The 22393-nt window shown below is 63.9% G+C and carries 23 protein-coding genes; 17 read left to right on the top strand and 6 right to left on the bottom strand.

Annotated features, from left to right (window positions below; genetic code table 11):
- Positions 1-42: 42 nt before the first annotated feature.
- Together BKA07_RS12175 and BKA07_RS12170 are read right to left on the bottom strand one after the other, a co-directional pair.
- Positions 43-384: an RNA polymerase-binding protein RbpA gene (locus BKA07_RS12175; RefSeq protein ID WP_167951120.1), complete on the bottom strand. Its 342-nt coding sequence runs from the start codon at positions 382-384 to the stop codon at positions 43-45.
- A 75-nt stretch (positions 385-459) separates the two neighbouring features.
- Entirely contained in the window at positions 460-1203 is a 744-nt protein-coding gene (locus BKA07_RS12170; RefSeq protein WP_167951119.1) for a glycerophosphodiester phosphodiesterase family protein, read from the bottom strand.
- 55 nt (positions 1204-1258) lie between these two features.
- Here BKA07_RS12170 and BKA07_RS12165 point away from each other — a divergent pair, with 55 nt between their 5' ends.
- The 14 genes from BKA07_RS12165 to BKA07_RS12100 all read left to right on the top strand — a co-directional run bounded on the left by BKA07_RS12165 (position 1259) and on the right by BKA07_RS12100 (position 16602).
- On the top strand, positions 1259-1582 hold the full coding sequence (locus BKA07_RS12165; protein ID WP_245161935.1) for a hypothetical protein: 324 nt from the start codon (positions 1259-1261) through the stop codon (positions 1580-1582).
- A gap of 171 nt (positions 1583-1753) precedes the next feature.
- Positions 1754-2545, top strand: coding sequence for a septal ring lytic transglycosylase RlpA family protein (locus tag BKA07_RS19815; RefSeq protein ID WP_342449051.1), 792 nt, complete (start codon positions 1754-1756; stop codon positions 2543-2545).
- Positions 2546-2895: 350 nt separating this feature from the next.
- Complete coding sequence (locus BKA07_RS12155) at positions 2896-4248, top strand: flavin monoamine oxidase family protein (RefSeq protein WP_167951117.1); 1353 nt, start codon at positions 2896-2898, stop codon at positions 4246-4248.
- Positions 4249-4272: 24 nt separating this feature from the next.
- Positions 4273-5766, top strand: a complete 1494-nt coding sequence (locus tag BKA07_RS12150; RefSeq protein WP_167951116.1) for an APC family permease — start codon at positions 4273-4275, stop codon at positions 5764-5766.
- Positions 5763-6206, top strand: coding sequence for a helix-turn-helix domain-containing protein (locus BKA07_RS12145; protein ID WP_167951115.1), 444 nt, complete (start codon positions 5763-5765; stop codon positions 6204-6206). The genes BKA07_RS12150 and BKA07_RS12145 overlap by 4 nt, the downstream gene beginning before the upstream one ends.
- Position 6207: 1 nt before the next feature.
- Positions 6208-6627 (top strand): VOC family protein, encoded by a 420-nt coding sequence (locus BKA07_RS12140; protein ID WP_209043957.1) that lies wholly within the window; start codon positions 6208-6210, stop codon positions 6625-6627.
- Positions 6628-6632: 5 nt separating this feature from the next.
- Entirely contained in the window at positions 6633-9029 is a 2397-nt protein-coding gene (locus tag BKA07_RS12135; protein WP_167951113.1) for an ATP-binding cassette domain-containing protein, read from the top strand.
- A 137-nt stretch (positions 9030-9166) separates the two neighbouring features.
- Positions 9167-9610 carry a transglycosylase family protein gene (locus BKA07_RS12130; protein WP_342449049.1) on the top strand — a complete coding sequence of 148 codons (444 nt, stop codon included), beginning with the start codon at positions 9167-9169 and terminating at the stop codon, positions 9608-9610.
- Positions 9611-10022: 412 nt separating this feature from the next.
- Positions 10023-11342: an MFS transporter gene (locus tag BKA07_RS12125; RefSeq protein ID WP_167951111.1), complete on the top strand. Its 1320-nt coding sequence runs from the start codon at positions 10023-10025 to the stop codon at positions 11340-11342.
- 166 nt (positions 11343-11508) lie between these two features.
- Complete coding sequence (locus tag BKA07_RS12120; RefSeq protein ID WP_167951110.1) at positions 11509-12000, top strand: hotdog fold domain-containing protein; 492 nt, start codon at positions 11509-11511, stop codon at positions 11998-12000.
- 358 nt (positions 12001-12358) lie between these two features.
- Positions 12359-13105: a DUF5058 family protein gene (locus tag BKA07_RS12115; RefSeq protein ID WP_167951109.1), complete on the top strand. Its 747-nt coding sequence runs from the start codon at positions 12359-12361 to the stop codon at positions 13103-13105.
- A 10-nt stretch (positions 13106-13115) separates the two neighbouring features.
- Positions 13116-13850 carry a hypothetical protein gene (locus BKA07_RS12110; RefSeq protein WP_167951108.1) on the top strand — a complete coding sequence of 245 codons (735 nt, stop codon included), beginning with the start codon at positions 13116-13118 and terminating at the stop codon, positions 13848-13850.
- 66 nt (positions 13851-13916) lie between these two features.
- Positions 13917-15149 (top strand): amidohydrolase, encoded by a 1233-nt coding sequence (locus BKA07_RS12105; protein WP_167951107.1) that lies wholly within the window; start codon positions 13917-13919, stop codon positions 15147-15149.
- A gap of 4 nt (positions 15150-15153) precedes the next feature.
- Positions 15154-16602, top strand: coding sequence for an amidase (locus tag BKA07_RS12100; RefSeq protein WP_167951106.1), 1449 nt, complete (start codon positions 15154-15156; stop codon positions 16600-16602).
- Here BKA07_RS12100 and BKA07_RS12095 read toward each other — a convergent pair.
- Entirely contained in the window at positions 16578-16859 is a 282-nt protein-coding gene (locus BKA07_RS12095) for a 4a-hydroxytetrahydrobiopterin dehydratase (RefSeq protein WP_167951105.1), read from the bottom strand. The genes BKA07_RS12100 and BKA07_RS12095 overlap by 25 nt on opposite strands.
- Positions 16860-17101: 242 nt before the next feature.
- Here BKA07_RS12095 and BKA07_RS12090 point away from each other — a divergent pair, with 242 nt between their 5' ends.
- Positions 17102-17617, top strand: coding sequence for a ferritin (locus tag BKA07_RS12090; protein WP_167951104.1), 516 nt, complete (start codon positions 17102-17104; stop codon positions 17615-17617).
- 92 nt (positions 17618-17709) lie between these two features.
- Here BKA07_RS12090 and BKA07_RS12085 read toward each other — a convergent pair whose 3' ends face one another.
- Positions 17710-18645, bottom strand: a complete 936-nt coding sequence (locus BKA07_RS12085; RefSeq protein WP_167951103.1) for an AEC family transporter — start codon at positions 18643-18645, stop codon at positions 17710-17712.
- Positions 18646-18728: 83 nt separating this feature from the next.
- On the opposite strand from BKA07_RS12085, the gene BKA07_RS12080 reads away from it, so the two are divergent.
- Positions 18729-19193, top strand: coding sequence for an Hsp20/alpha crystallin family protein (locus BKA07_RS12080; RefSeq protein ID WP_167951102.1), 465 nt, complete (start codon positions 18729-18731; stop codon positions 19191-19193).
- A gap of 97 nt (positions 19194-19290) precedes the next feature.
- On the opposite strand, the gene BKA07_RS12075 is transcribed toward BKA07_RS12080, so the two are convergent.
- Positions 19291-20010 carry a class I SAM-dependent methyltransferase gene (locus tag BKA07_RS12075; RefSeq protein ID WP_342449048.1) on the bottom strand — a complete coding sequence of 240 codons (720 nt, stop codon included), beginning with the start codon at positions 20008-20010 and terminating at the stop codon, positions 19291-19293.
- Between the two features lie 140 nt (positions 20011-20150).
- Between BKA07_RS12075 and BKA07_RS12070 the strand changes: the two genes are divergently transcribed.
- Positions 20151-21410 carry an aspartate aminotransferase type Ic gene (locus BKA07_RS12070; RefSeq protein ID WP_167951100.1) on the top strand — a complete coding sequence of 420 codons (1260 nt, stop codon included), beginning with the start codon at positions 20151-20153 and terminating at the stop codon, positions 21408-21410.
- A 101-nt stretch (positions 21411-21511) separates the two neighbouring features.
- Here BKA07_RS12070 and BKA07_RS12065 read toward each other — a convergent pair whose 3' ends face one another.
- Entirely contained in the window at positions 21512-22366 is an 855-nt protein-coding gene (locus BKA07_RS12065) for a 3-hydroxybutyryl-CoA dehydrogenase (protein WP_167951099.1), read from the bottom strand.
- Positions 22367-22393 lie beyond the last annotated feature (27 nt).

Below are 22393 nucleotides of genomic sequence, written 5' to 3'. Positions count from 1 at the left end.
GCACCCCGCTGGCTGAAGCTCGAAGCTTCGGCCGATCGGTTCTCAGCCCTGGGCGGGAACCTCACCGCGGCGCACCGCGAGGCGCTCGTCGAGCAGAACCTGGAGCTCGTCGAAGGACCGGCGCTCGAGCAGCATGTCCCAGTGGGACCGCACGTGCTTTCCGGGCTCACCGTCGGCTTCGTTCACACCTACGCGGACCCCGATGCCGTGGAGGCCGGAGTCCCAAGTGGAGGGCACCTCGGCCTCGATCGAGAAGGGAACCTTGAATTTGGTCCCGTCCTCGCATTCGAATTCGACCATCTGACGAGGCGCCGGCTCGACGCCCTCTTCCGATTCCAGGCTGCGCGAGCCCAACTGTGTTCCGCGGAGACTGCGTTCGCTCATATCTCTGACCTTCCGACTCGACTGCAGACGTCTGCTACGGATCAACAGTCTACCGTGTGCGGCTATTCCCGGCACTCAGGTCCGTGCCGCGGCTTCCCGGAGCCCCAGCGCGACGTCATCGGTGACGATGGCATCGACACCGCGCTCGAGGAGCGCACGCATGTCCTGAGCCTCGTTGATGGTCCACACGTGCACCTGCAGCCCCGCCCGATGAGCCCGCGATACGAGCTCCCGGGAGGCGACCGGGACTCCCTTGTACGACATGGGCACCTGCAGTGCGTCCACGCCCGGAGGCGGGGGACAGGCGCCGGATCCGGCCGGGGCGAGCAGGCCGCCGAGGACGAACAGCGCGGTCTCGGACACTCCCGTCGAAGTCCGCACTCCCGGCAGCCCCGAGCGCAGCCTCCGCAGAGTCGACGAGGAGAATGAGGCGAGGCGGATCCGGTCCTCAGCGCCGAGCATGCGCACGACCCGGATCATCGGGCCTATGCTGTGGGCGGCCTTGACGTCGATGTTCCACCGCGCCTGCGGAAGACGCTCGAAGAGGTCGGTCAGGCGCGGCAGGCGTCCACCGGCGATCAGCTCGACGGAATCGAGTTCGTCGGCACTGAGATCCCTGATGCGGTGGGGGCGGCCGGCGATGCGGTCGAGGTCAGCATCATGGGCGGCGAAGAGGATGCCGTCGGCCGAGGCATGGACATCCGTCTCCATCCACTCCACGCCCGCCCGGTGCGCGGCGGCGAAGGCCTCGAAGGTGTTCTCGCTCATGCCGGGCCACAGTCCGCCTCTGTGCGCGATGATGTCTGCCTGGGAATTCATGGTCCAATCCTATGTTGCTGTTGACCTGGCGGGCCGGGTCGACAACGATGGTGTCATGAGCCGAACACACGATCCGATCGAACCCGACTACGTCATCGATTCCACGAAGAGGACGCCGACCGAGAAGGTGCGCTCCGCTGCCACGAAGGCATACGGTGCCGCCAGCAGCAGCGTGAAGAGCGCACGCGAGGCGACATCGGGTCCGCGACTCATCGAGGCCACGGAGTCGACCGTGAAGAAGGCGCTGGGCAATGTCTCCCATGCGATCGACGATGCCGTGCGCAGCGGCAAGGTCGAACGTGCCTTCGACAAGGCGCAGGACACCGTGACCACCGGTGCCGACGGCATGCGCAGGTGGGTCACCCGCAAGTCGGAGTGATCGTCTTCCCACCGCTGCGGCGCACTCTGGCGAGTGTGCCGCATTGCATTTGTAACAGTTCCTTAATTAGACTGTGTTCAGGTAACGATCCGATAACTTGGAGCCGACGGTGAGCTGCTGACGTTCAATGCCGCTCCGTGTTGCCGAGAACTCTGACTACGAGGACTGACAGTGGGAAAACATTCTTCACCCCGTTCGAAAACGACGGGCTCGCTCTTCTCTGCGCTCAAAGCACCGAAGAGGAAATCCGGACGGCATTCTCCGCAGCGAGCGGTGAACACGGCCGGGGGAGTGCTCTCATCGGTGCGCTCTCGCCCGGTCCTCTCCGCATTCATCGTGCCCACCGTCGCAACGGCCGCGGTCGTCGCGTCGAGCCTGGCGATGGTTCCCGACAGCACGAGCGGCGGCCAGCAGGTGGTTGCAGAGTCCCCGGTCGTCTCCGAAGCAGAGGTGACGCAGTCATCGGATGAGTTCCTCGCCAAAGCGAAGAAGCAGGCGAAGGAGAAACCGGGCGAAATGTCGATCGAGACGAAGACCGAGACCCCGAGCCCCAAACCCGCCGAGTCCGAGAACAAGGACTCTTCTTCCGAGAAGGCCTCGACCGACGGCTCCGACACGACGAATTCGAACGACAGCGATGAGCCCTCCAAGTCCGGGGACTCCGCGGGCCAGTCCGGGTCGTGCCCCATGTCCTACTACGGTGGTGGGGACGGCTTCGACGGACAGCAGACAGCCAATGGCGAGACCTTCGACACCAACAAACTGACCGCGGCCCACAAGACGCTGCCCTTCGGCTCGAAGGTGAAGATCACCAACGAGGCCAACGGCAAATCCGTGACGGTGCGCGTCAACGACCGTGGACCGTACCACGGCAACCGCTGCTTCGATCTGTCCAAGGCGGCCATGGAAGCCGTCGGAGGCGTCGGCACCGGCCAGATCACCGGCAGCTACGAAGTCCAGTGACGCCGTCGACCGGCGATCAGGGCGGATTCGACGACGGGACCTGACGTGCGACCTCGGACGCTTCCATCGACTGCTCCTCGGAACACGTAAGCGGACGCTGACAGACCGGATGGAGCGTTCGAACTCGCACCTGGGAACGGGGCGAACACTACGACGTCGACGATATCGATGGGCCTCGGCCCGATTCCTGGTCATTCATGGCGGCGAAGAAGGCCGACCCGGGCGCGGACGCGCGGGACTTCCGCTGAAACCGGATTCGCATCGGACCCACTCCTCGCAGTTTCACCTTGGCAGGCCGCCGATCCCTGGCTACGGTGATCACACAGGTGGAACTTTCGAAGGAGTGCAGCATGTCCGATCTCGCATGCGATGTCGTCATCGTCGGAGCCGGCCCGACCGGCTTGAGCGCCGCTCGCAGGCTCAAAGCCGAAGGCAGGGAGGTCCTCGTCCTCGAAGCCAGGGATCGTGTCGGCGGTCGGACATGGACCGATCGCATCGATGGCCAGATGTACGAAATCGGTGGCCAGTGGATCTCACCCGACCAGTCGGCACTTCTCGAACTCGTCGATGAACTCGGCAAAGAGACGTATCAGCGTCACCGTGACGGTGACAGCGTCTACATCGCTCCCGACGGCACACGCACCGTCTACAGCGGCGACATGTTCCCGGTAGGGGAGTCGACCCAGACCGAGATGGAACGTCTGATCACCCAATTGGACGAACTCGCCGCCCGCATCGGCCCCACCGCGCCCTGGGAGGCCGAAGACGCCGCCGAACTCGACTCGGTGTCATTCCACCATTGGCTGCGGCAGCAGTCCCACGACGATCTCGCCTGCGCCAACATCGGCATGTTCATCGCCGGCGGGATGCTGACGAAGCCGGCGACCGCCTTCTCAGCGCTGCAGGCGATCCTCATGGCCGCCTCGGCGGGATCCTTCTCGAATCTCATCGACGACCATTTCATCCTCGACCGTCGCGTCGTCGGCGGAATGCAGTCGGTGTCCGAGCAGATGGCCGAAGAGCTCGGCGAGGGCGTCGTCCACCTCAGCAGCCCGGTCCGCACGATCGAATGGAGCGACGACCGCGTTGTGGTCGGCACCGACACGATGACCGTCAGGGCCGGTCACGCCATCGTGGCCGTCCCACCCAACCTGTATTCGCGCATCACGTACACGCCCCATCTGCCGCGACTGCAGCAGATCTTCCACCAACACCAGTCGATGGGACTGGTGATCAAGGTCCACGCGACGTATCCGACTCCGTTCTGGCGTGAGGACGGTCTGTGCGGCACGGGATTCGGTGCCGGGCAGCTGGTGCAGGAGGTCTATGACAACACGAACCACGGGGAGGACCAGGGGACCCTCGTCGGATTCATCTCCGACGTCAATGCCGATGCCATGTTCGCTCTCGACGAGCACACACGAAAGCAGCACATCCTCGAATCACTCGCCGACTTCCTCGGCCCGAAGGCCTTGGACCCGTCGGTGTTCTACCTCTCGGACTTCGGGGCCGAAGAATGGACCAGAGGCGCCTACGCGACGAGCTATGACCTCGGGGGCCTCCACCGCTGGGGACGTTTCCAGAACGACCCGGTCGGACCCATCCACTTCGCGAGTTCGGACATCGCCGCACACGGCTACCAGCACGTCGACGGTGCGATCAGGATCGGCCGGGACACCGCCGAGAAGATCCTCAGTGCCTGAGATCACGCCTGAAGGGAAGAGCTGATGGCCTCGGGGCTGAGCTCCAAGGGACTGTCCGCGGGAAAGATCGGTGCGATCGGCGGCGCCATCATCGGCGTCTCCTGCATCGCTCCCGCCTACACACTGACCTCTGGCCTCGGGCCGACGATCTCGCAGGTCGGAGTGCACACTCCCGCGATTCTGCTCATCGGCTTCGTCCCGATGCTCCTCGTCGTCTTCGGCTACCGCGAACTCAACACGGCCATGCCCGATTCGGGCACTACCTTCACCTGGGCGACGCGAGCGTTCGGGCCCTGGCTCGGCTGGATGGGAGGGTGGGGACTGATCTCGGCCACAGTCCTCGTGCTGTCGAACCTCGCCGCCGTGGCCGTGGACTTCCTGTTCCTGCTGCTGGCCCAGATCTTCGGTGACCCGGGCATCGCCGACCTCACCCGAGTGCTGTGGATCAACATCCCGGTCACCATCGTGCTCACTGCCGCCGCCGCTTGGATCTCCTACCGCGGGGTCGAGGCCACCGAGAAGATCCAGGTGTGGCTGGTCGCATTCCAAGTTCTCGCTCTCGGATGGTTCGTCGTCGCGTCCCTCGTCCACGTGTCCAATGGGACGGCCTTCGATCCCACACCCGTCGAAATCGGCTGGTTCAACCCGGCAGAGGCCGGAGACTTCTCGACGATCGCGGCGGCGGTGTCCCTGTCGATCTTCCTGTTTTGGGGCTGGGACACGGTCATCACGATGAACGAAGAGGCGAAGAACCCGGAGAAGACGCCTGGCCGCGCCGCGATACTCACAATCATCGCGATCGTCATCATCTACATCGCGTGCACCGTCGCGGTCATCTCATTCGCCGGTGTCGGCACCGAGGGACTGGGCGCAGGAAACCCGGAGAACCAGGAATCGATCTTCGCGGCTCTGGCAGGGCCCGTGATGGGCCCCTTCGCCGTCCTCGTCTCCATCGCCGTCCTGTCGAGTTCGCTGGCCTCGCTGCAGTCGACGATGGTCTCGCCCTCGCGCACGATCCTGGCCATGGGCCACTACGGTGCCCTGCCGAAGAGGTACGGCAACATCTCGCCCCGCTACAAATCGCCCTCGGTGGCCACGATCACCTCGGCGGCGGCCGCGATCATCTTCTACGTCGTCATGCGGCTGCTGTCGGAGAACGCACTGTGGGACACGATCACCGCGCTGGGCCTCATGGTCTGCTTCTACTACGGCGTGACCGGTCTGGCCTGCATCTGGTACTTCCGACGGTCACTGTTGGCAGGACCGAAGAACTTCTTCTTCAGATTCCTGTTCCCGCTCGTCGGGGGAGTGACCCTGTTGGTCATCTTCGTCACCACCGCGATCGACTCCTTGGACCCGGACTACGGATCGGGATCCTCCGTGTTCGGCATCGGTCTCGTCTTCGTCCTCGGCATCGGAGTCCTTCTCCTCGGTGTGCTCGTGATGATCGTCCAATCTCGCAGGCATCCCGACTACTTCCGGGGCGAGACCCTCGCACAGGGGGTCGACCCAGGGTGAGCGCATCGGGCAGCGACCGGGTACCGGTGCGCCAGCTGGTGGTTCTGCGACGTGTCCGCGACCGGATCGACCGGGAATTCGACCTGCCCCTCAACGTCGAGAAGCTCGCGGCCGGGGTGCACATGTCGGCCGGTCACCTGAGTCGTCAGTTCCGGGCCGCCTATGGCGAATCGCCGTACTCGTATCTCATGACCAGGCGGATCGAACGGTCCATGGCGCTGATCCGCCGCGGTGATCTCTCGATCACCGAAATCTGCTTCTCCGTCGGATTCTCGTCGCTGGGCACGTTCAGCACTCGATTCAGCGAACTCGTCGGGCTCTCGCCTTCTCGCTATCGTGCCGGCGTGACCGAAGGCGACCATGATCTGCCCACATTCATCGTCAAGAATGTGCTGCGTCCCGTCAGGAATCGAGAAGTCCCACACGACGGCCCGCAGTAGGATGACGATCATGAATGTCTCCATCAACGCCAGTTTCCTGCCCCACACGGACGCCGAATCCTCTCTCGCCTTCTACCGCGATGTCCTCGGGTTCGAAGTCCGCCTCGATGTCGGATCCGGCCAGATGAGGTGGCTGACCGTGGGACCGGAGGATCAACCCGACACCTCGATCGTGCTCACTCCCGCCATCACCGACCCGACCGTCAGCGACGCCGAGCGCACAGCCATCGAATCGCTCATGGCCAAGGGCAGCTACGCGGCCGTCGTGCTCGCCAGCACAGACGTCGATGAGGCCTTCGCCGAGGTGGAAGCCAGGGGAGCGGACATCGTGCAGGAGCCGATGGACCAGCCCTACGGACTGCGCGACTTCGCGCTGCGCGACCCGGCCGGCAATATGATCCGCGTCCAGCAGCGAGCCTGAGCGCCGTGGAGCACCGAGCCGACGCCCACGAGCTGATACGCGTCCGTGGAGCCCGCGAGAACAACCTGCACGACATCTCCGTCGACATCCCGAAACGACGACTCACGGTCTTCACCGGCGTCTCCGGATCCGGCAAGTCCTCGCTGGTCTTCTCCACGATCGCCGCCGAGTCCCAGCGTCTGATCAACGAGACCTACAGCGCCTTCGTCCAGGGCTTCATGCCGGCGATGGCACGGCCCGAGGTGGACGTCCTCGAAGGACTGACCACAGCAATCATCGTCGACCAGGAGCGGATCGGAGCCAACCCTCGCTCCACCGTCGGCACGGTCAGCGACATCAACGCAAAGCTGCGGACGCTGTTCTCCAGGCTGGCCCAGCCCCATCTCGGATCGACCAACGCCTATTCCTTCAACATCGCCACGATCAGCGGCAAGGGGGCCGTGACGATCGAGAAGGGAGTCGACAAGCAGGTCGAGCGGCGGACGTTCACCGTCAACGGCGGAATGTGCCCGCACTGCGAGGGGATGGGCACCGCCACTGACATCGACATCGCCGAGGTCGTCGACGAGTCGAAGTCCCTCAATGAGGGTGCGATCACCATTCCCGGGTACAAGCCGGGTGGCTGGAACGTGCGCTTCTACTCGGAATCGGGATATTTCGACCCGGACAAGCCGATCGGTCGATACACCGAAGATGAGAGGCACACCCTCCTCTTCGCGGAGGGCGAGAAGATCGTCATCAACGGCACGAACATGACCTTCGACGGCCTCATCCCTCGCATCCGCCGCTCGTTCCTGTCGAAGGACCGCGACGCGATGCAGAAGCACGTCCGCGAGTTCGTCGACCGAGCCGTCGTCTACGCGCAGTGCCCCGAGTGCGAGGGCACAAGGCTCAACGCCGCAGCACGAGGATCGAAGCTGGCCGGACTGTCCATCGCCGAGGTGTGTGCGATGCAGATCTCCGACCTCCTCGACTGGCTCACACAGATCGAGTACGAAGGAGCCCGCCCGCTCGTGGCATCCCTGACCGCGGATGTGCAGGCGTTCGTGACCATCGGACTCGGCTACCTGTCCCTCGACCGCTCGGCCGGGTCCCTTTCCGGGGGTGAGGCACAGCGGATCAAGCTCGTGCGCCACCTCGGCTCCTCGCTGACCGATGTCACCTACGTCTTCGACGAGCCCACGATCGGACTGCACCCTCACGATATCGAGGCGATGAACGGACTGCTGATCGAGCTGCGTGACAAAGGCAACACCGTCCTCGTCGTCGAGCACAAACCGGAGACGATCAGGATCGCCGACCACATCATCGACTTGGGGCCGGGAGCCGGCACCGACGGCGGACGGATCTGCTTCACCGGCAGCGTCGACGAACTCACGGCAAGTCCCACGCTGACCGGTGCGCACTTCAACGATCGTGCGCTGCTGAAGGCGGCCACTCGCGAGCCCACCGGGCGGCTGCCGATCAGGGGAGCGAGCAGCCACAATCTCCGCGATGTCGACGTCGACGTCCCGACGGGTGTGATCACCGCGATCACCGGAGTCGCCGGTTCGGGCAAGAGCACACTGATCGAAGGCGCGCTGCGCGATCGCGACGGCGTGATCATGATCGATCAGGCGGCCATCAAGGGATCCAAGCGCAGCAACCCGGCCACCTACACGGGCATGCTCGAGCCCATTCGCAAGGCCTTCGCGAAGGCCAACGGGGTCAAACCCGCATTGTTCAGCGCCAACTCCGAAGGGGCCTGCCCGGTGTGCAACGGGTCCGGGATCATCTATTCCGACCTGGGCATGATGGCCGGGATGTCGGCACCCTGTGATGTCTGCGAAGGCAAGGGCTTCCAAGCCGAAGTCCTTGAGTACACCCTGGGCGGCAAGAACATCCGCGAGGTCCTCGATCTGCCCGTGACCGCGGCCATCGAGCATTTCGGTACGGGGGAGTCTCGCCTACCTGCGGTGGCCAGGATCATCGGCAACCTCGCCGAGGTGGGACTGGGGTATCTCAGTCTGGGCCAACCGCTGACGACCTTGTCGGGCGGCGAGCGGCAGCGGCTGAAACTGGCCACGCATCTCTCGGCCAAGACAGCCGACGCGGCGCCCGTGATCATCCTCGACGAGCCGACGACAGGGCTGCATCTGGCCGATGTGGAGAACCTGCTCGACCTCCTCGACCGTCTCGCCGACTCGGGAAGGACCGTCATCGTCATCGAGCACCATCAGGCTGTGATGGCCCACTCCGACTGGATCATCGACCTCGGCCCGGGCGCCGGTCACGACGGTGGTCGAATCGTCTTCGAAGGTTCCCCGCAGCAGTTGGTCGAATCGGCTGGAGGCTCCGCCGCGACCCTGACCGCCAGACATCTGGCGGCCTATGTCGGGGGAGGAGCGCCCAGTTCGTGTTGAGAGTACTGTAAGTCGACTATGAGTGAAGTGCTGTTGATTTGGGTTCACTCGAAGCAACAGATCCGTTACAGTGTATAACGGCTCGGTAACGACCGGGTTACAAAACCGAAATGCAGTCGTATTACGGAGATGAGACAGTGAACCTCTACAGCACAAGCCTCCGCAAGGTCGCACTCGTTGCCGGGGCAGGCGCGGTCGCCGCGGCCGGTCTGACGGGAATGAGCGGGCCGGCCCAGGCCTCAACCGGGGCTCAGTCCTCAGGGGGAGTCTGGGACAAGGTCGCCGAGTGCGAGTCCGGCGGTGACTGGCACATCAACACCGGCAACGGCTACTACGGCGGCCTTCAGTTCTCCCAGCAGACGTGGGAGGCCTTCGGCGGTGAGGGAATGCCTCACAAAGCCAGCAAGGCTGAGCAGATCGATGTCGCCCAGAAGACGCTCAAGGAACAGGGCCCGGGCGCATGGCCGTCCTGCGGTGACGAGGCCGGCCTGACGAAGGCCAACGGCGCCGCGGACGACGGCGGCGGATCCGGGGATGACGGCGGATCCGACGATGGCAAGGTCGGGCTCGGCGGCAGCTGAGTCGAACTCTGACTCACAGGCAGCACATGACGGCCGCGATCGGCAGGATGCCTTTCGCGGCCGTTGCTGTGTCCGCTCCCGGGCCTTGCGTCTAACGCCGATAATATACATTATGTTAAGTAAAGACATTCGCGACCACTCCTCTCGCTCACCCGGATCGGCTCGGCGGCCGACCTGACGCTTCGGCGGCCGAGGTGCACCGACGAATCAGTGTCGCCTGCGGGACTCGAGGTGCCATCGGTCGCTGCCGTGCCTCATCGGCCTCCGGGGTGATTTGCTTCGGCGCACCCGTCGACTGAAGCGCTTGTGAGGCGATTGACAATTCTATCGAACGTTCAATATTGTCTATGTGATCGTCCACACAAACTCAGGTTCGATTGTCACGATAGTCGCCACGACGCAAGGAAGCATCATGGTCCCATCCAAGCTCACCTCTCCCCCGGCCGCAGCTGTTGCACCTGGCACCGAGTCCCGACGCAAGGCGTGGTCCCTGACCGCGCTGCTCGTCGTCCTGTACGTGGTCAATTACGGAGACAAGGCCGCATTCGGCATCATCGCTCAGTCCCTCAAGGACGAACTGGGGATCAGTGCAGCTCAGATCGGGCTCGTGGGCAGCCTGTTCTTCTTCGCATTCACCATCGGCGGATTCTTCGCAGGAGCACTGAACAGATGGCTGTCCCTGCGCTCTGTTCTCATCGTCCTGTCTCTCGTGTGGGCACTGGCGATGCTGCCGTTGGTATTCTCGGCCACCTTTGCGGTCCTGGTCGGGTCCAGAATGCTCCTCGGGTTCGCCGAAGGACCCAGCTCGGCCCTCATCCACACGGCCACCTACTCATGGCACACCCCGCAGAAACGCGGATTCCCGGGAGCCCTGCTGGCCAGCGCCGCATCCATCTCCAAGATCGGTCTGGCTCCGCTGCTCGCCTACCTGTCGGTGACGTTCGGATGGCGCAGTGCGCTCGTCACGATGGCCGTCATCGGTGTCGTATGGTGCTTCTTCTGGATGCGGTATTGGGAAGTCGGCCCCTATATTCCGGCCAAGGCTGCGAAAAACGCAGTCGATCCGCATGAAGAACCGCGAGTCCCCTGGCACACGATCCTCCTGACCAAAACGTTCATCAGCGGTGCACTGCTGGTCGCCAGCATCTACGCGTTGGTGACCGTGGTCCTCACCTGGCTGCCGTCGTATTTCGAAGTCGGTCTCGGATACAGCCGCCTCCAGTCCGGTTCCATGTTGGCCATTCCCTCGATTGCCGGTCTGATCAGCCTCCTCGGCGGAACTCTGCTCTCTGATCGGCTGCTGGCAAGAGGCTGGTCGTCCAGGTTCGTGAGAATCATCGCGCCTTCAGCCTGTGTGGTCGTCGGCGGAGGAATTCTCTGCTTCCTCCCGACGATCTCGAACTCTCCCGGTGCGGTTGCCATCGTGTCCATCGGATATGGCGTCGGCGTCGTGGTTCTGCCCCTGTGCAACGCTGCCGTCTCGGAGATCTGCCCACCCCGGCAGACTGCAGGAACACTGGGCATCTTCCTGGCGCTCATGGCCGCGGGAGGACTCATCGGTCCCTATGTGACCGGCCTCATCGTCGATGCGGCCGCAACACCGGGCCTCGGCTACGCCAAAGCGTTTCAGGCACTGGGAGTCGCCTCTGCCGTCTGTGCGACGATCACCCTCATCTTCGCCGACCCCGAGAGGGACAAGGCGCTCGTTCGCACCGAGTCTCAGGCTTCATGACACATGGGCCTACTTCATCACACAGGGGGCGAGCAAAGCCGCTGGCGGGAATCTCTGACCTCCGCGACTGTTACTGTGGAGTAATCTAGTCCATGACCAGGGAACGATCCGCGGTGGGCCCGATGTCACAGAAACCGTCTGCCCGGACGATCGAAAGGACGATTCCATGACCGTCGACACCGCAGCCTCGGGAAAGATCTTCCAGATCTGGCAGAAACTGCAGGAAGTGCCATTCGGCAACTGGCTGTTCACTCGAGCCGTGTGCTTCAAGGCCCCCTATTTCCGCACGGTTCATCCGCTCATCCACGAGCTGCGGCCCGGACTGTGCCGTGTGAGCGCCCCGAATCGTCGCGGAGTGCACAATCACCTCGGCACCTACCATGCAATCGCATCATGCAATATGGCAGAGATCGCCGGTGGCATGATGACCGAGGCGACCGTTCCGTCCACGCATCGCTGGATTCCTGTCGGCATGACTGTCGAGTATAGAGCGAAGGCCACCACGGGGGTCACCTCGATCGCTCGGCTTGACACGATCCCGGAGTTCGGCGGCGAGCCGATAGAACTGATCGTACCGGTCGACGTCCTCGACGCTGACGGGAATGTGTTCGTCTCTGCAGAGATCACCATGAAGGTCTCCGAGAAGCAGACGCGGTAGACAGGAGCCAAGGATGAGCCGGCCAGCGTCAGCACTCGCTGCGCATGTGAGGCACCTGCTCGTCGAGTTCGCACTCCCCCTCCCTGCACCATCACCCAACAAGGCGCTGCCCGGTCGAGATTGAGATCGATGCGCGGGTCGTCCATTGTTCGAGTCGGACGGCATACTCATTGACGATGCTCATCGAATTCGTTGATGGCCGACATTGAGAAGTCTCTTCTCGCCAATCGGGAAGTCATGCCGAAGATCGCCGCTGAAGGCCCGTGTCGGGATACGTTACTGACACGGGCGATTCGGGCCACATCGCAGTGGGACGGTCGTCGTGTGCAACTCCGACAAGGAAGTGAGGAGCCACGTCATGGTGATGGCAAGTGAAACGGCCGACTACATCGGCCTCGCGAACGCCCCAGTCCTCTGGATCTTGGCGATGGCGGTCATGGCCGTCGTCGTCGTGCAGTCGCTCATCTACATGGGTGCGGTGAAGAAGAACGCCGAATCGGCGGGCATGAGCCAGAAGGACGTCAAGACCGCGTTCAGGGCCGGCGGCGTCGCGGCCATCGGACCATCGCTGTCCGTTGTTCTGGTTGCCATCGCGCTGCTCCCGCTCTTCGGCACTCCCCCGGTCGTCGTCCGTGTCGGACTCATCGGATCCGCGGCCACAGAGGTGGCCTCCGCCTCGATCGCAGCGGGGACGATGGGGGCGAACCTCGGCGATGAGACGTTCACCCGAGGCGTCTTCATCGTCGCCCTCATGGCCATGAGCCTCTCGGGCGCCGGATGGATGATCTCCACCCTGATCCTGACTCCGATCTTCAAGCGCAGCTCCCACAAACTGGAGAAGGTCAACCCGGCGCTGATGTCGATCATCCCCGGTGCCGCACTGCTCGCGGCCTTCGCCGCGCTGTCATTCCGCGAGATCCCGAAATCTCCGACGCATGTCGTCGCCGTCCTCGTGTCTGCCGTGGTGATGGCGATCTGCCTCTCCTTGGCGAAGGCCCTCAAAATGCCGTGGCTGAAGGAATGGGGCCTGGGAATCTCACTCCTGGTGGGGCTCGTCGCGGCCTACTTCGCCCATTATGCCGGCCTCGGCGCCCCGGAAGAATGAGGAGAACATCATGTCGAACATCGTCACATCCCCCTCCCACGCGGCATTCGAGAGGACGACGACCAAGTGGGGATCGATCACCCTGTTCATCGGGTTCCTCATCGCCACCTCGGTGCCCTTCTACCTTCTCTTCGTCGCGGATGCCGCCATCGACTTCGGCGACATCCTCACGGGCTTCCTCGCGGTCTTCGCCGTCTACGGGGTCTTCTACATCGTCGAGCCGCTGACCTATTTCCCGATCCTGGGTCCGGCCGGCATGTATCAGGCGTTCATGATCGGCAATGTGTCGAACAAGCTGCTGCCGTCGGCCATCGTCGCACAGGACACGATCGGAGCGAAGCCGGGCACGCGCAGAGGCGAATACGCCGCAACCATGGCCATCTGCGGTGCGGCTCTGATCCACGTGTTCTCCATGGTGCTGTTCGTCGGCATCCTCGGCACATGGCTGGTCACCTTCATTCCCGACCCGGTGACGCTCATCGCCAAGCTCTACATCCTCCCTGCCATCCTCGGCGGAGTCACGGTCCAGCTCATCGCCTCGCTCAAACAGGTCAAGTCCACCCTCATCGCCCTGGGTGCCGCTGCCGCGGTCATCCTCGTCCTCATCCCCCTCGTCCCGGTCCTCGCCTCCGGTGACGTCGCCATCGTGGTGATATTGACCATCGCCATCACATGGTTCACCCGCAACAGGGCCGTCACCGACCAGAAGAGATCCGGAGGCGACGACAACGTCGGAATCAACTGACGAACACCTCCCCCGCAGAACCCCGATGTCTGAGAGCATCGAAGACAACCACCACGAAAGGACATCATGTCGCTTGACACCAGTCTCCGGGACGCGATTGCGGCCGATCTCGCTGAGACCGTCTCAGATTACGAAGACTTCCACCGCAGCCCCGAGCTGTCTATGCAGGAGACGCAGACGGCCGCAACCATCGCGGCGAAGCTGCAGGGTCTCGGTCTCGACACGCACGCCTTCGGCGGGACCGGCATCGTCGCGGTCATCGAGAACGGTCAGGGTCCGGTCGTGGCCTACCGTGCAGACACCGACGGCCTCCCGATCGCCGAGGACACCGGATACGATTACGCATCGGCAGCGGAAGGCACACTGCCCGACGGCTCGACGACGAAGGTGATGCACGGCTGCGGCCACGACACGCACATCACGGTCGGCCTCAGCCTCGCCCGCTATCTCGTCGACCACAAAGACCTGTGGCAGGGCACCGTCGTGATGATCTTTCAACCTGGTGAGGAGACCGGCGAGGGCGCTCGGGCCATGCTCGACGATGGACTCTGGGACTCCATTGCGAGGCCGGAGGTCGTCTACGGCCAGCATGTGTGGCCGGGCAGGGCCGGTCACATCTATGTGGCCAAGGGAACAGCGATGGCGATGTCCGACTGCCTCAAGGTCACGGTCACAGGCAAACAGGCCCATGGTTCGCAGCCGGAGAACTCCGTCGACCCCATCGTTCTCGGCGCCTATATGATCACTCGGCTGCAGAGCATCGTGTCCCGCGAGATCTCGGGCCGAGAAATGGCAGTGGTGACCGTGGGCACGTTCCACGGCGGGCTGAAGGAGAACATCATCCCGGATTCCGCCGAATTCAAACTCAACATCCGCACCTTCAACGAGGAAGTCCGTGCTGTCGTCCTCGACCGCATCGAACGGATCATCGTTGCCGAGGCACAGGCTTCGGGAGCTCCGGAGCCGATGATCGAAGAGATGTATCGCTTTCCACGCTGCTACAACGATCCGGCCACGACCGATCGCCTCCTCGAGGTGTTCGGGGCCGAACTCGGCGAGGACCAAGTGCATCTGGATCAGCCCGTGACCGGAAGCGAGGACTTCGGAGCCTTCGGCGACGACATCGACGTTCCCTACGTCTATTGGTTCTTCGGTGGGTACTCCCCCGCCAAGTTCGACGGTGACGAACCACCGGCCGGCAACCACTCCCCGTTCTTCGCCCCCGATGACGTCGAGACCACCCTGGAGACGGGAATCCGCGCAGCACTCACCGCAGTCCTCAGCTCGGTCGGGAAGTGAGACGATGAACGAAGAACTGCGCTGGCTCTCGACACGCGAACTGGCTGCCGGAATCGCAGCCCAGGAGATATCGGCCCGGGAGGCGCTGAGCGATCACCTGGAGCGCATCGATGCGCTCAACCCGGCCATCAACGCCGTTGTGACCAGAGACGACGAAGCAGCGATGGTGCGGGCACATGCCGCCGATGAGGCCGTGGCCAAAGGCGAGGAGATCGGGCCGCTCCACGGGGTGCCCATGACCCACAAGGACACTCACGACACCGCGGGCATGCGTACGACCTGGGGCTCGCCCATCATGGCCGATCGCGTCCCGGACGCCGATGCACTCATCGTCTCCAGGCTGAAGAGGGCGGGGGTCAATACGACGGGCAAGACGAATGTGCCGGAATTCGCGGCGGGGTCGCACACCTTCAACCCCGTCTTCGGCACAACGGTCAACCCCTATGACACGAGCAAATCGGCGTCGGGGTCATCGGGAGGAGTCGGTGCTGTGCTGGCCGCGGGCATCCAGGCGTCCGGAGACGGTTCGGACATGGGCGGATCCCTGCGCTCTCCTGCCTCGTTCAACAACGTCGTCGGCTTCCGTCCGTCGAACGGTCGGGTTCCGCACACGCTTCCGGGAAATCCGTTCGCATGGCTGGCCCAGAGTGGGTTCATGGCCCGGACGGTCTCCGATGTGGCATTGACGATGCAGGCGACGGCCGGGCCGCAGCCCGGTGGCCCCCGCTCGATCGACGAGCCGGGCAGTGTCTTCGATCTGCCCGAGTTCGCGCTCGGATCCCGTAGTGAGCCTGATCTGCACGGTGCCAGAGTCGGATTCTGCCCGGACTTGAACGGTCTGCTGCCCGTCGAGGGTGAAGTCAAGGAGATCGTAGCTGGCGCCGCGAACGTGCTGACCTCGCTCGGTGCTCAGGTGACCGACACGATCCCCGATCTCGCCGACGCCGACGAGGTCTTCAACGTTCGACGCGCGCTCGACTTCGTCCATTCCTGGGGGCCTCTGCTCGAGAGACATCCGGACCAGATCAAGGACTCTGTGGTCTGGAACATCGAGATGGGGCTGAAGCTGACCGGCGCGGATGTGGTCTCTGCCGACCGTGCTCGTGCGCGTCTGCACGGGGAGGTCGAACGGTTCTTCGGCGATCACGATCTGCTCGTGCTCACCACCTGCCAGGTGCTGCCCTTCGACGCGACGCTCGAGTACCCTGCGGAGATCAATGGGTTAGCGCTCGAGAACTATCTCGATTGGATGCGTTCCCTGTGTCTGATCTCAGCCACGGGATGTCCGGCGATCTCCGTACCTGCCGGATTCTCGTCGTCCGGGCTGCCCGTGGGCGTCCAGTTCGTCGCCAAGCCGGGCGCAGATGTGTCACTGCTGCGCATGGCTCACGCGTTCGAAGCCGCGACGCAGTTCCATCTGCGCCGTCCTCAGCTGTCGGCGTCGATGCCCTGATCCTTCGCGATCCGCGAGATCTCCTCGGCCAGGTCGATGTCCTTGTCGGTGATCGAGCCGGCGTCATGCGTCGTCAGCGAGATGTCGACGTGGGGGAACCGCAGGTCCACATCGGGGTGGTGGCCTGCGGCCTCAGCGGCGTCGGCGATCGCGTTGATGAACGTCACGCCGCTGACGAAGGATCCTGTGAGGAAGCGCGCGTGGAGAGCGTCGTCAGCTGATTGCCAGTGGGTGAGTCTGTCGATTCTGTCCTGCATGGTCCCAGCCTCGCACCGGAATCAGCGCGGTGTCTATAGACAGGGCATCGACATTCCCGTCGAATCGGCTGGGTCCGATCCGAGTGATCGGGCCCAGCCGGCCGCCATCGGGCGAGTGCAGGTATGCCATACCTCATCATTGTTTGCCGAGCCTTCCCACACTGGAACCGTTCTAGAAAAGGTGTCAGGCTATTGTCTATGAAGGCGGAACGAATCCGCCTCGTATCGCGAAGGAGAAACACATGCAGTTGAGCCCCGCTATGCAGAAGGTCCTCGGCGAACAGGTCACCCTTGAGCTCGAAGCGTCGATGGTCTACCTTCAGCTGTCCATCCAGCTCGATGCTCTCGACCTCCCCGGAATGACACGCTGGATGCGTGCACAGTCCGAAGAGGAGCAGGTCCATGCAGCGAAATTCATCCAGCACTGCCAGGATCGTGACTTCGCTCCGCAGGTCGGAGACATCGCGGCTCCCAAGGTGTCGGGCTCACAGCCCGTCGACTTCTTCAAGGCAGCCCTGGCGCACGAGGAGAAGGTCTCCGAATCGATCCGCAATCTCTACCGCACCGCGCAGGAAGAGGGCGACATCGACGTCCTGCCGCTGCTGCACTGGTTCATCGACGAGCAGGTCGAAGAGGAATCGACCATCTCGGAGATCATCGGTCGTCTCGAGCATGTGGCAGACAGCGGGTCCGGACTGCTCCGGATCGACTCGGAGCTCGGGTCCCGTCACCCTGACATCAAGGCTGACAGCGAGTGATCTCGACGCTGTGAGCATCACCGGATGACCACAGGTCACCGAACGCAGGCGAGCGGCCGGGCCCCAGGCAGGGGCCGGCCGCTCGCCTGTGCTCAGAGGCCGAGCACAGCCTGCGCACCGAGCAGGACGAGTGGAGATGTCAGGAGCATGAGGACGGTCTGGGCCGCGATGAGGGCGGCCATCAGGTCCGCATTGCCGCCCAGCTGCCGGGCCATGACGTAACCGGAGCTGGCCGTCGCGATCGACTGGAAGACGATGGCGATCAGAGCCGCCGTGGCCGGGATGTCGAGCAGCACGAGGGCGGCCAGCGTCAACGCCGGCAGGAGGACGAGCTTGGCGAGGCTCGAATACACCATCGCCACGGCGTGCGTCCGCAGAGAGATCCGCCGCAGTCCGGCGCCGACGCACAGAAGACCGACCGGCAGGGCGGCGGCCGCCAGAGGAGACAGGACCGAGTCGAGGAGCGCGGGCATCGGCGCGCCGGTGAGGTTGAACAGTCCCCCGGCGGCACAGCCGAGGACCAGGGGATTCGTCACGACGACACGCAGGATTCCGACAACGGAGCTCGGTCCCGTGCGGAGGAATTCGAACCCGAGGCTGGAGACGATATTGACGGTGGGAACGAGCACGGCGGCCACGATCGCGGCGAGAGCGCTGCCTTCGGCGCCGAACAGGCTTCCCGAGATCGACAGCCCGATGTACGTGTTGAAGCGAATTCCTCCCTGCAGAACCGAGGTGAATGAGGAGAGATCACCGGCGATGACCCGACGCAGAAGGATGATGAGGATCGACACGAGAACCGTTGGTGCGATGAGCGCCACCGCCAGGCGGCCCAACGGCACATGCGCAACGCTGACCTCGGCGACGGAGGAGAACAGCAGCACCGGCAGCAGACAGAAGTACGCGAGCTTCTCCGCCCCCGACCAGAACTCCGGGCTCGTGAACCCCGGCAGTCGTTTCAGTCCGACTCCGAACAGGATCAGAGCGGCGACGGGCACCAGCGCCAGGAGGACCGGAATGAGGCTCACGAGACTGAGAATTTCATGAGACGGGAATCAAATCAAAGTTGAGTGTGTTTGACTCAATGTAACGACGTAACGAAAGGAAGCTCATGGCTACACGTTTTGACCCTATCCGTGACCTCGATCGATTCTTCTCGGAGGTGACGCGCACACCCAACTCCACATCGCTTCCCATGGATCTCTATCGCGATGGCGAGGTCTTCGTCGCCCGCATCGACATGCCGGGCGTCGACCCGTCGAGCATCGATGTCGACGTCGAGGATCGGACCTTGACCGTCCGTGCTCAGCGCCGGTCCGACATTGAGGACAAGGACGTCAAGTGGTTGACCCGGGAGCGGACGACCGGCACGTACGCCCGTCAGCTGACCTTGGGCAACAGGGTCGCCCTCGACCGGATTCGGGCCGACTACCAAGATGGAGTGCTGACGCTGACGATTCCGGTGGCCGAGGAGGCACGACCACGCAAGATCAATGTCTCACATGCCTCACCGGCCACGGCCACCGAGGTTGTCGAGCCCTCTCCCGCCCAGGACGAGGACCCGGTCGGGACCTGATCGAAGGCTCATTCCGGGAAGCGGGTCGTGCCAGAGGGTGCGGCCCGCTTCGCCTATCTCGCGGCCGAAAGCGCCCCACGACTGGTGGGGCCCGTGCTCAATCTCCGAGCCGGAGCAGGTGGGCCAGGCACATATAGGGCAGTTCGAATTCCCCTTCGACTTGGAGTTCGCGGCAGAGGTAGTCCCGCAGATTCGCCTCGACCCGGTTCCGGGTCGCCGGGCTCGACCGCAGCCAGTAGGACCGGGTCCTGGTCAGGTCGACGACGCCGTCGACGGTGCTCGGTGTGGAGAACTCGACAAGTCGATGGCCCACACGGTCGAAGCCGACGGGGGCCGGTCTGTACCCGGGGCGATAGACGTCGCCGGCGTGCATGATCCGACTCAGACGCAGAACCCAGGCGACGCGAACGTCGAGCTGATTGATGAGGATGAGCAGGTGGCCGCCCGGGCGAAGGATGCGAGAGATCTCTGCCGCGGCTGCGCCTTCGTCGAACCAGTGCCAAGCCTGTGCCACGGTGACGACGTCGACGGAATCGGATGGAAGGCCGGTGTCCTCAGCGCTGCCGAGGATGCTCTCGGCAGGGTTGCTCGCCAGCGCCGCCTCATCCGGGTCGACCGCGATGACGTGCGTGCCGCGGTCGAGCAGTGCACGGCTGAGTATGCCCGTTCCGGCGCCGAGGTCGCAGACGTCGAGACCGGCCCATTGGGTGGGCACCAGGTCGACGGCGGCGATGGGGTACCCCGGCCGCACATCGTCGTAGAGCTGGGCCAGGCTGCCGAAACTGCGTCCGTGGGCCGATTGCGCACGTGGTCTCACAGTTCGCCCACCTTGCCTCATGGAGTTGATCGATCGGGGACAACTCTAGTCCGCCGGGCATATCGCCCGCACCTGCGCACGCGGACTGCGAAGTGATTAGGATGGACATAACGGTCGAACAACAGTGACAAGGAGCATCGATGTCCCGCACGTCAGAGCTGCAGGCAGAGTTGGAGAAGGCGTCCACCACCTACGAGGAATTCGCTGCCAGAGGGTTGAAGCTCGATATCACCCGAGGCAAGCCCGCGAGCGAACAGCTCGACCTCGCTGCCGATCTGCTGACCGCGGTGACCGGCGACGATGCGAGCACTCCCAGCGGCGTCGACACTCGCAACTACGGGGGTCTGGACGGGATCATCGAGCTGCGTGAGCTCTTCTCCCCTCTGCTCAAGGTCCCTTCCGACCAGTTGATGGCCGGTGGCAATGCCTCGCTGACCCTCATGGCCCAGGCGCTGACGTTCGCCCTCCTGCACGGGACCGCCGTCGACTCGCGCCCCTGGGGACAGGGGCCGCACAAGATCATCTGCCCCGTACCCGGCTATGACCGGCACTTCACCCTGGCCGAATCTCTGGGCTTCGAACTCCTCAGCATTCCCATGGACTCGGACGGTCCGGTCGTCGCCGAGGCGCAGCGTCTGGCCGAGGACGAAACGGTCAAGGGCATGTGGTTGGTACCCATGTACTCGAATCCGACGGGCGTCACGATCACCGAGGAGCGGGCCCGAGAGCTCGCCGCGATGCCCGCAGCCTCGGCCGACTTCACACTGCTGTGGGACAACGCCTACGGCCTGCACCACCTGCGCGAGCACCATCCCGAGGTCCTCGACATCCTTCGCATCTGCGCCGAGGCGGGGCATCCGGAACGGCCATGGATATTCGCATCGACGTCGAAGATCACCCATGCGGGCGCCGGGGTCTCATTCTTCGGTGCGGGGCCGGAGACGATGAGCTGGTTCCATGCGAACCTGGCAAAGATCTCGATCGGGCCCGACAAGGTCAACCAGCTGCGTCACCTGCGCTTCTTCAAAGATCCGGCCGGTGTCGAAGAGCATATGCGCAGGCACGCCGCGATCATCGCCCCGAAGTTCGATGCCGTTCTCGACACCCTTGAACGGGAACTCGGCGGGACCGACCTGGCACGGTGGACCCACCCGGACGGTGGGTACTTCATCACCCTGACCACCCTGGAGGGCACGGCGGACCGAATCGTGAAGTTGGCCGCCGAGGCGGGGGTGAAGCTGACTCCGGCAGGTGCCACGCACCCCTATGGTCTGGATCCGGCCAACAACGTCATCCGCATCGCACCGACCATGCCGACGGCCGAGGACGTGGAGCTGGCAGCCCAGGGACTCGTCGCCTGTGTGAAGTTGGCCAGCTACGAGAAGCTTCTGGCCGGCTGAGCTCGGCTCGAGAGGCCGCCAGGCCCTGGTACGAGAAGAACTCCCGGTCGGTCGCGATGACCTGACCGGGAGTTCTTCCCATATGCGGTGCGGGGAGCGGATCAGTAGTCGTAGAACCCGCGGCCCGACTTCACTCCGAGCAGCCCGGCATCGACCATGCGTGAGAGCAGAACCGGAGGTTGGGTGGCCGGATCACCCGTCTCCGCGTACATGCTCTGAGCCGCGTACAGACACGTGTCGAGGCCGACGAGGTCGACGAGCGAGATCGGTCCCATCGGGTGGGCGCAGCCGCCGACCATTCCGGCGTCGATGTCCTCCTTCGTCGCGAACCCGGACTCGAGCATGCGGACCGCACTGCACAGGTACGGGATGAGCAGGGCGTTGACGATGAACCCCGGACGATCCTGGGCCTGAATCGGATTCTTGCCCAGCACCTCGGCGACGAACCCGGTGACCGTGTCACGGACCGAGTCGGCCGTGGTCACCGAGGAGACGATCTCGACAAGCGGCTGAACCGGAGCCGGATTGAAGAAGTGGACCCCCAGGACCCGTTCCGGTCGTGAGGTCGACTGTGCGAAACGGATGATCGGCATCGAGGAGGTGTTCGAGGCGAGGATCGCTTCGGGATCGGTGACGACCTCATCAAGTTCCGAGAAGATCGACTTCTTGATGTCCTCGTTCTCGCTGGCGGCCTCGATGACCAGTTGGCGGTCGGAGAGGTCTGTGATGTCGGTCGTGAAGCTCAGTCGTCCCAGGGCCGCATCGCGGGCCGCGGCATCCAGCTTGCCTTTGTCCACGGCCTTTGCGAGGGACTTCTCGATCCGGCGCCGCCCAGCGGCGGAAGCTTCATCGTTGATCTCGCGGACGATGACGTCGAGTCCCGCCTTCGCCAGCACCTCGGCGATGCCGGCGCCCATGAGTCCGCTTCCGATGACGGCGGTGCGTTGAATGCTCATCTGCTGCTCCTTCTACTGTCTCTGTGT

Origin of the sequence: Brevibacterium marinum (assembly GCF_011927955.1) — a bacterium.
GTDB classification, from domain to species: domain Bacteria; phylum Actinomycetota; class Actinomycetes; order Actinomycetales; family Brevibacteriaceae; genus Brevibacterium; species Brevibacterium marinum.
The sequence above is the reverse complement of the archived record's forward strand: the minus strand, read 5'-3'. Positions and strand labels throughout refer to the sequence as shown.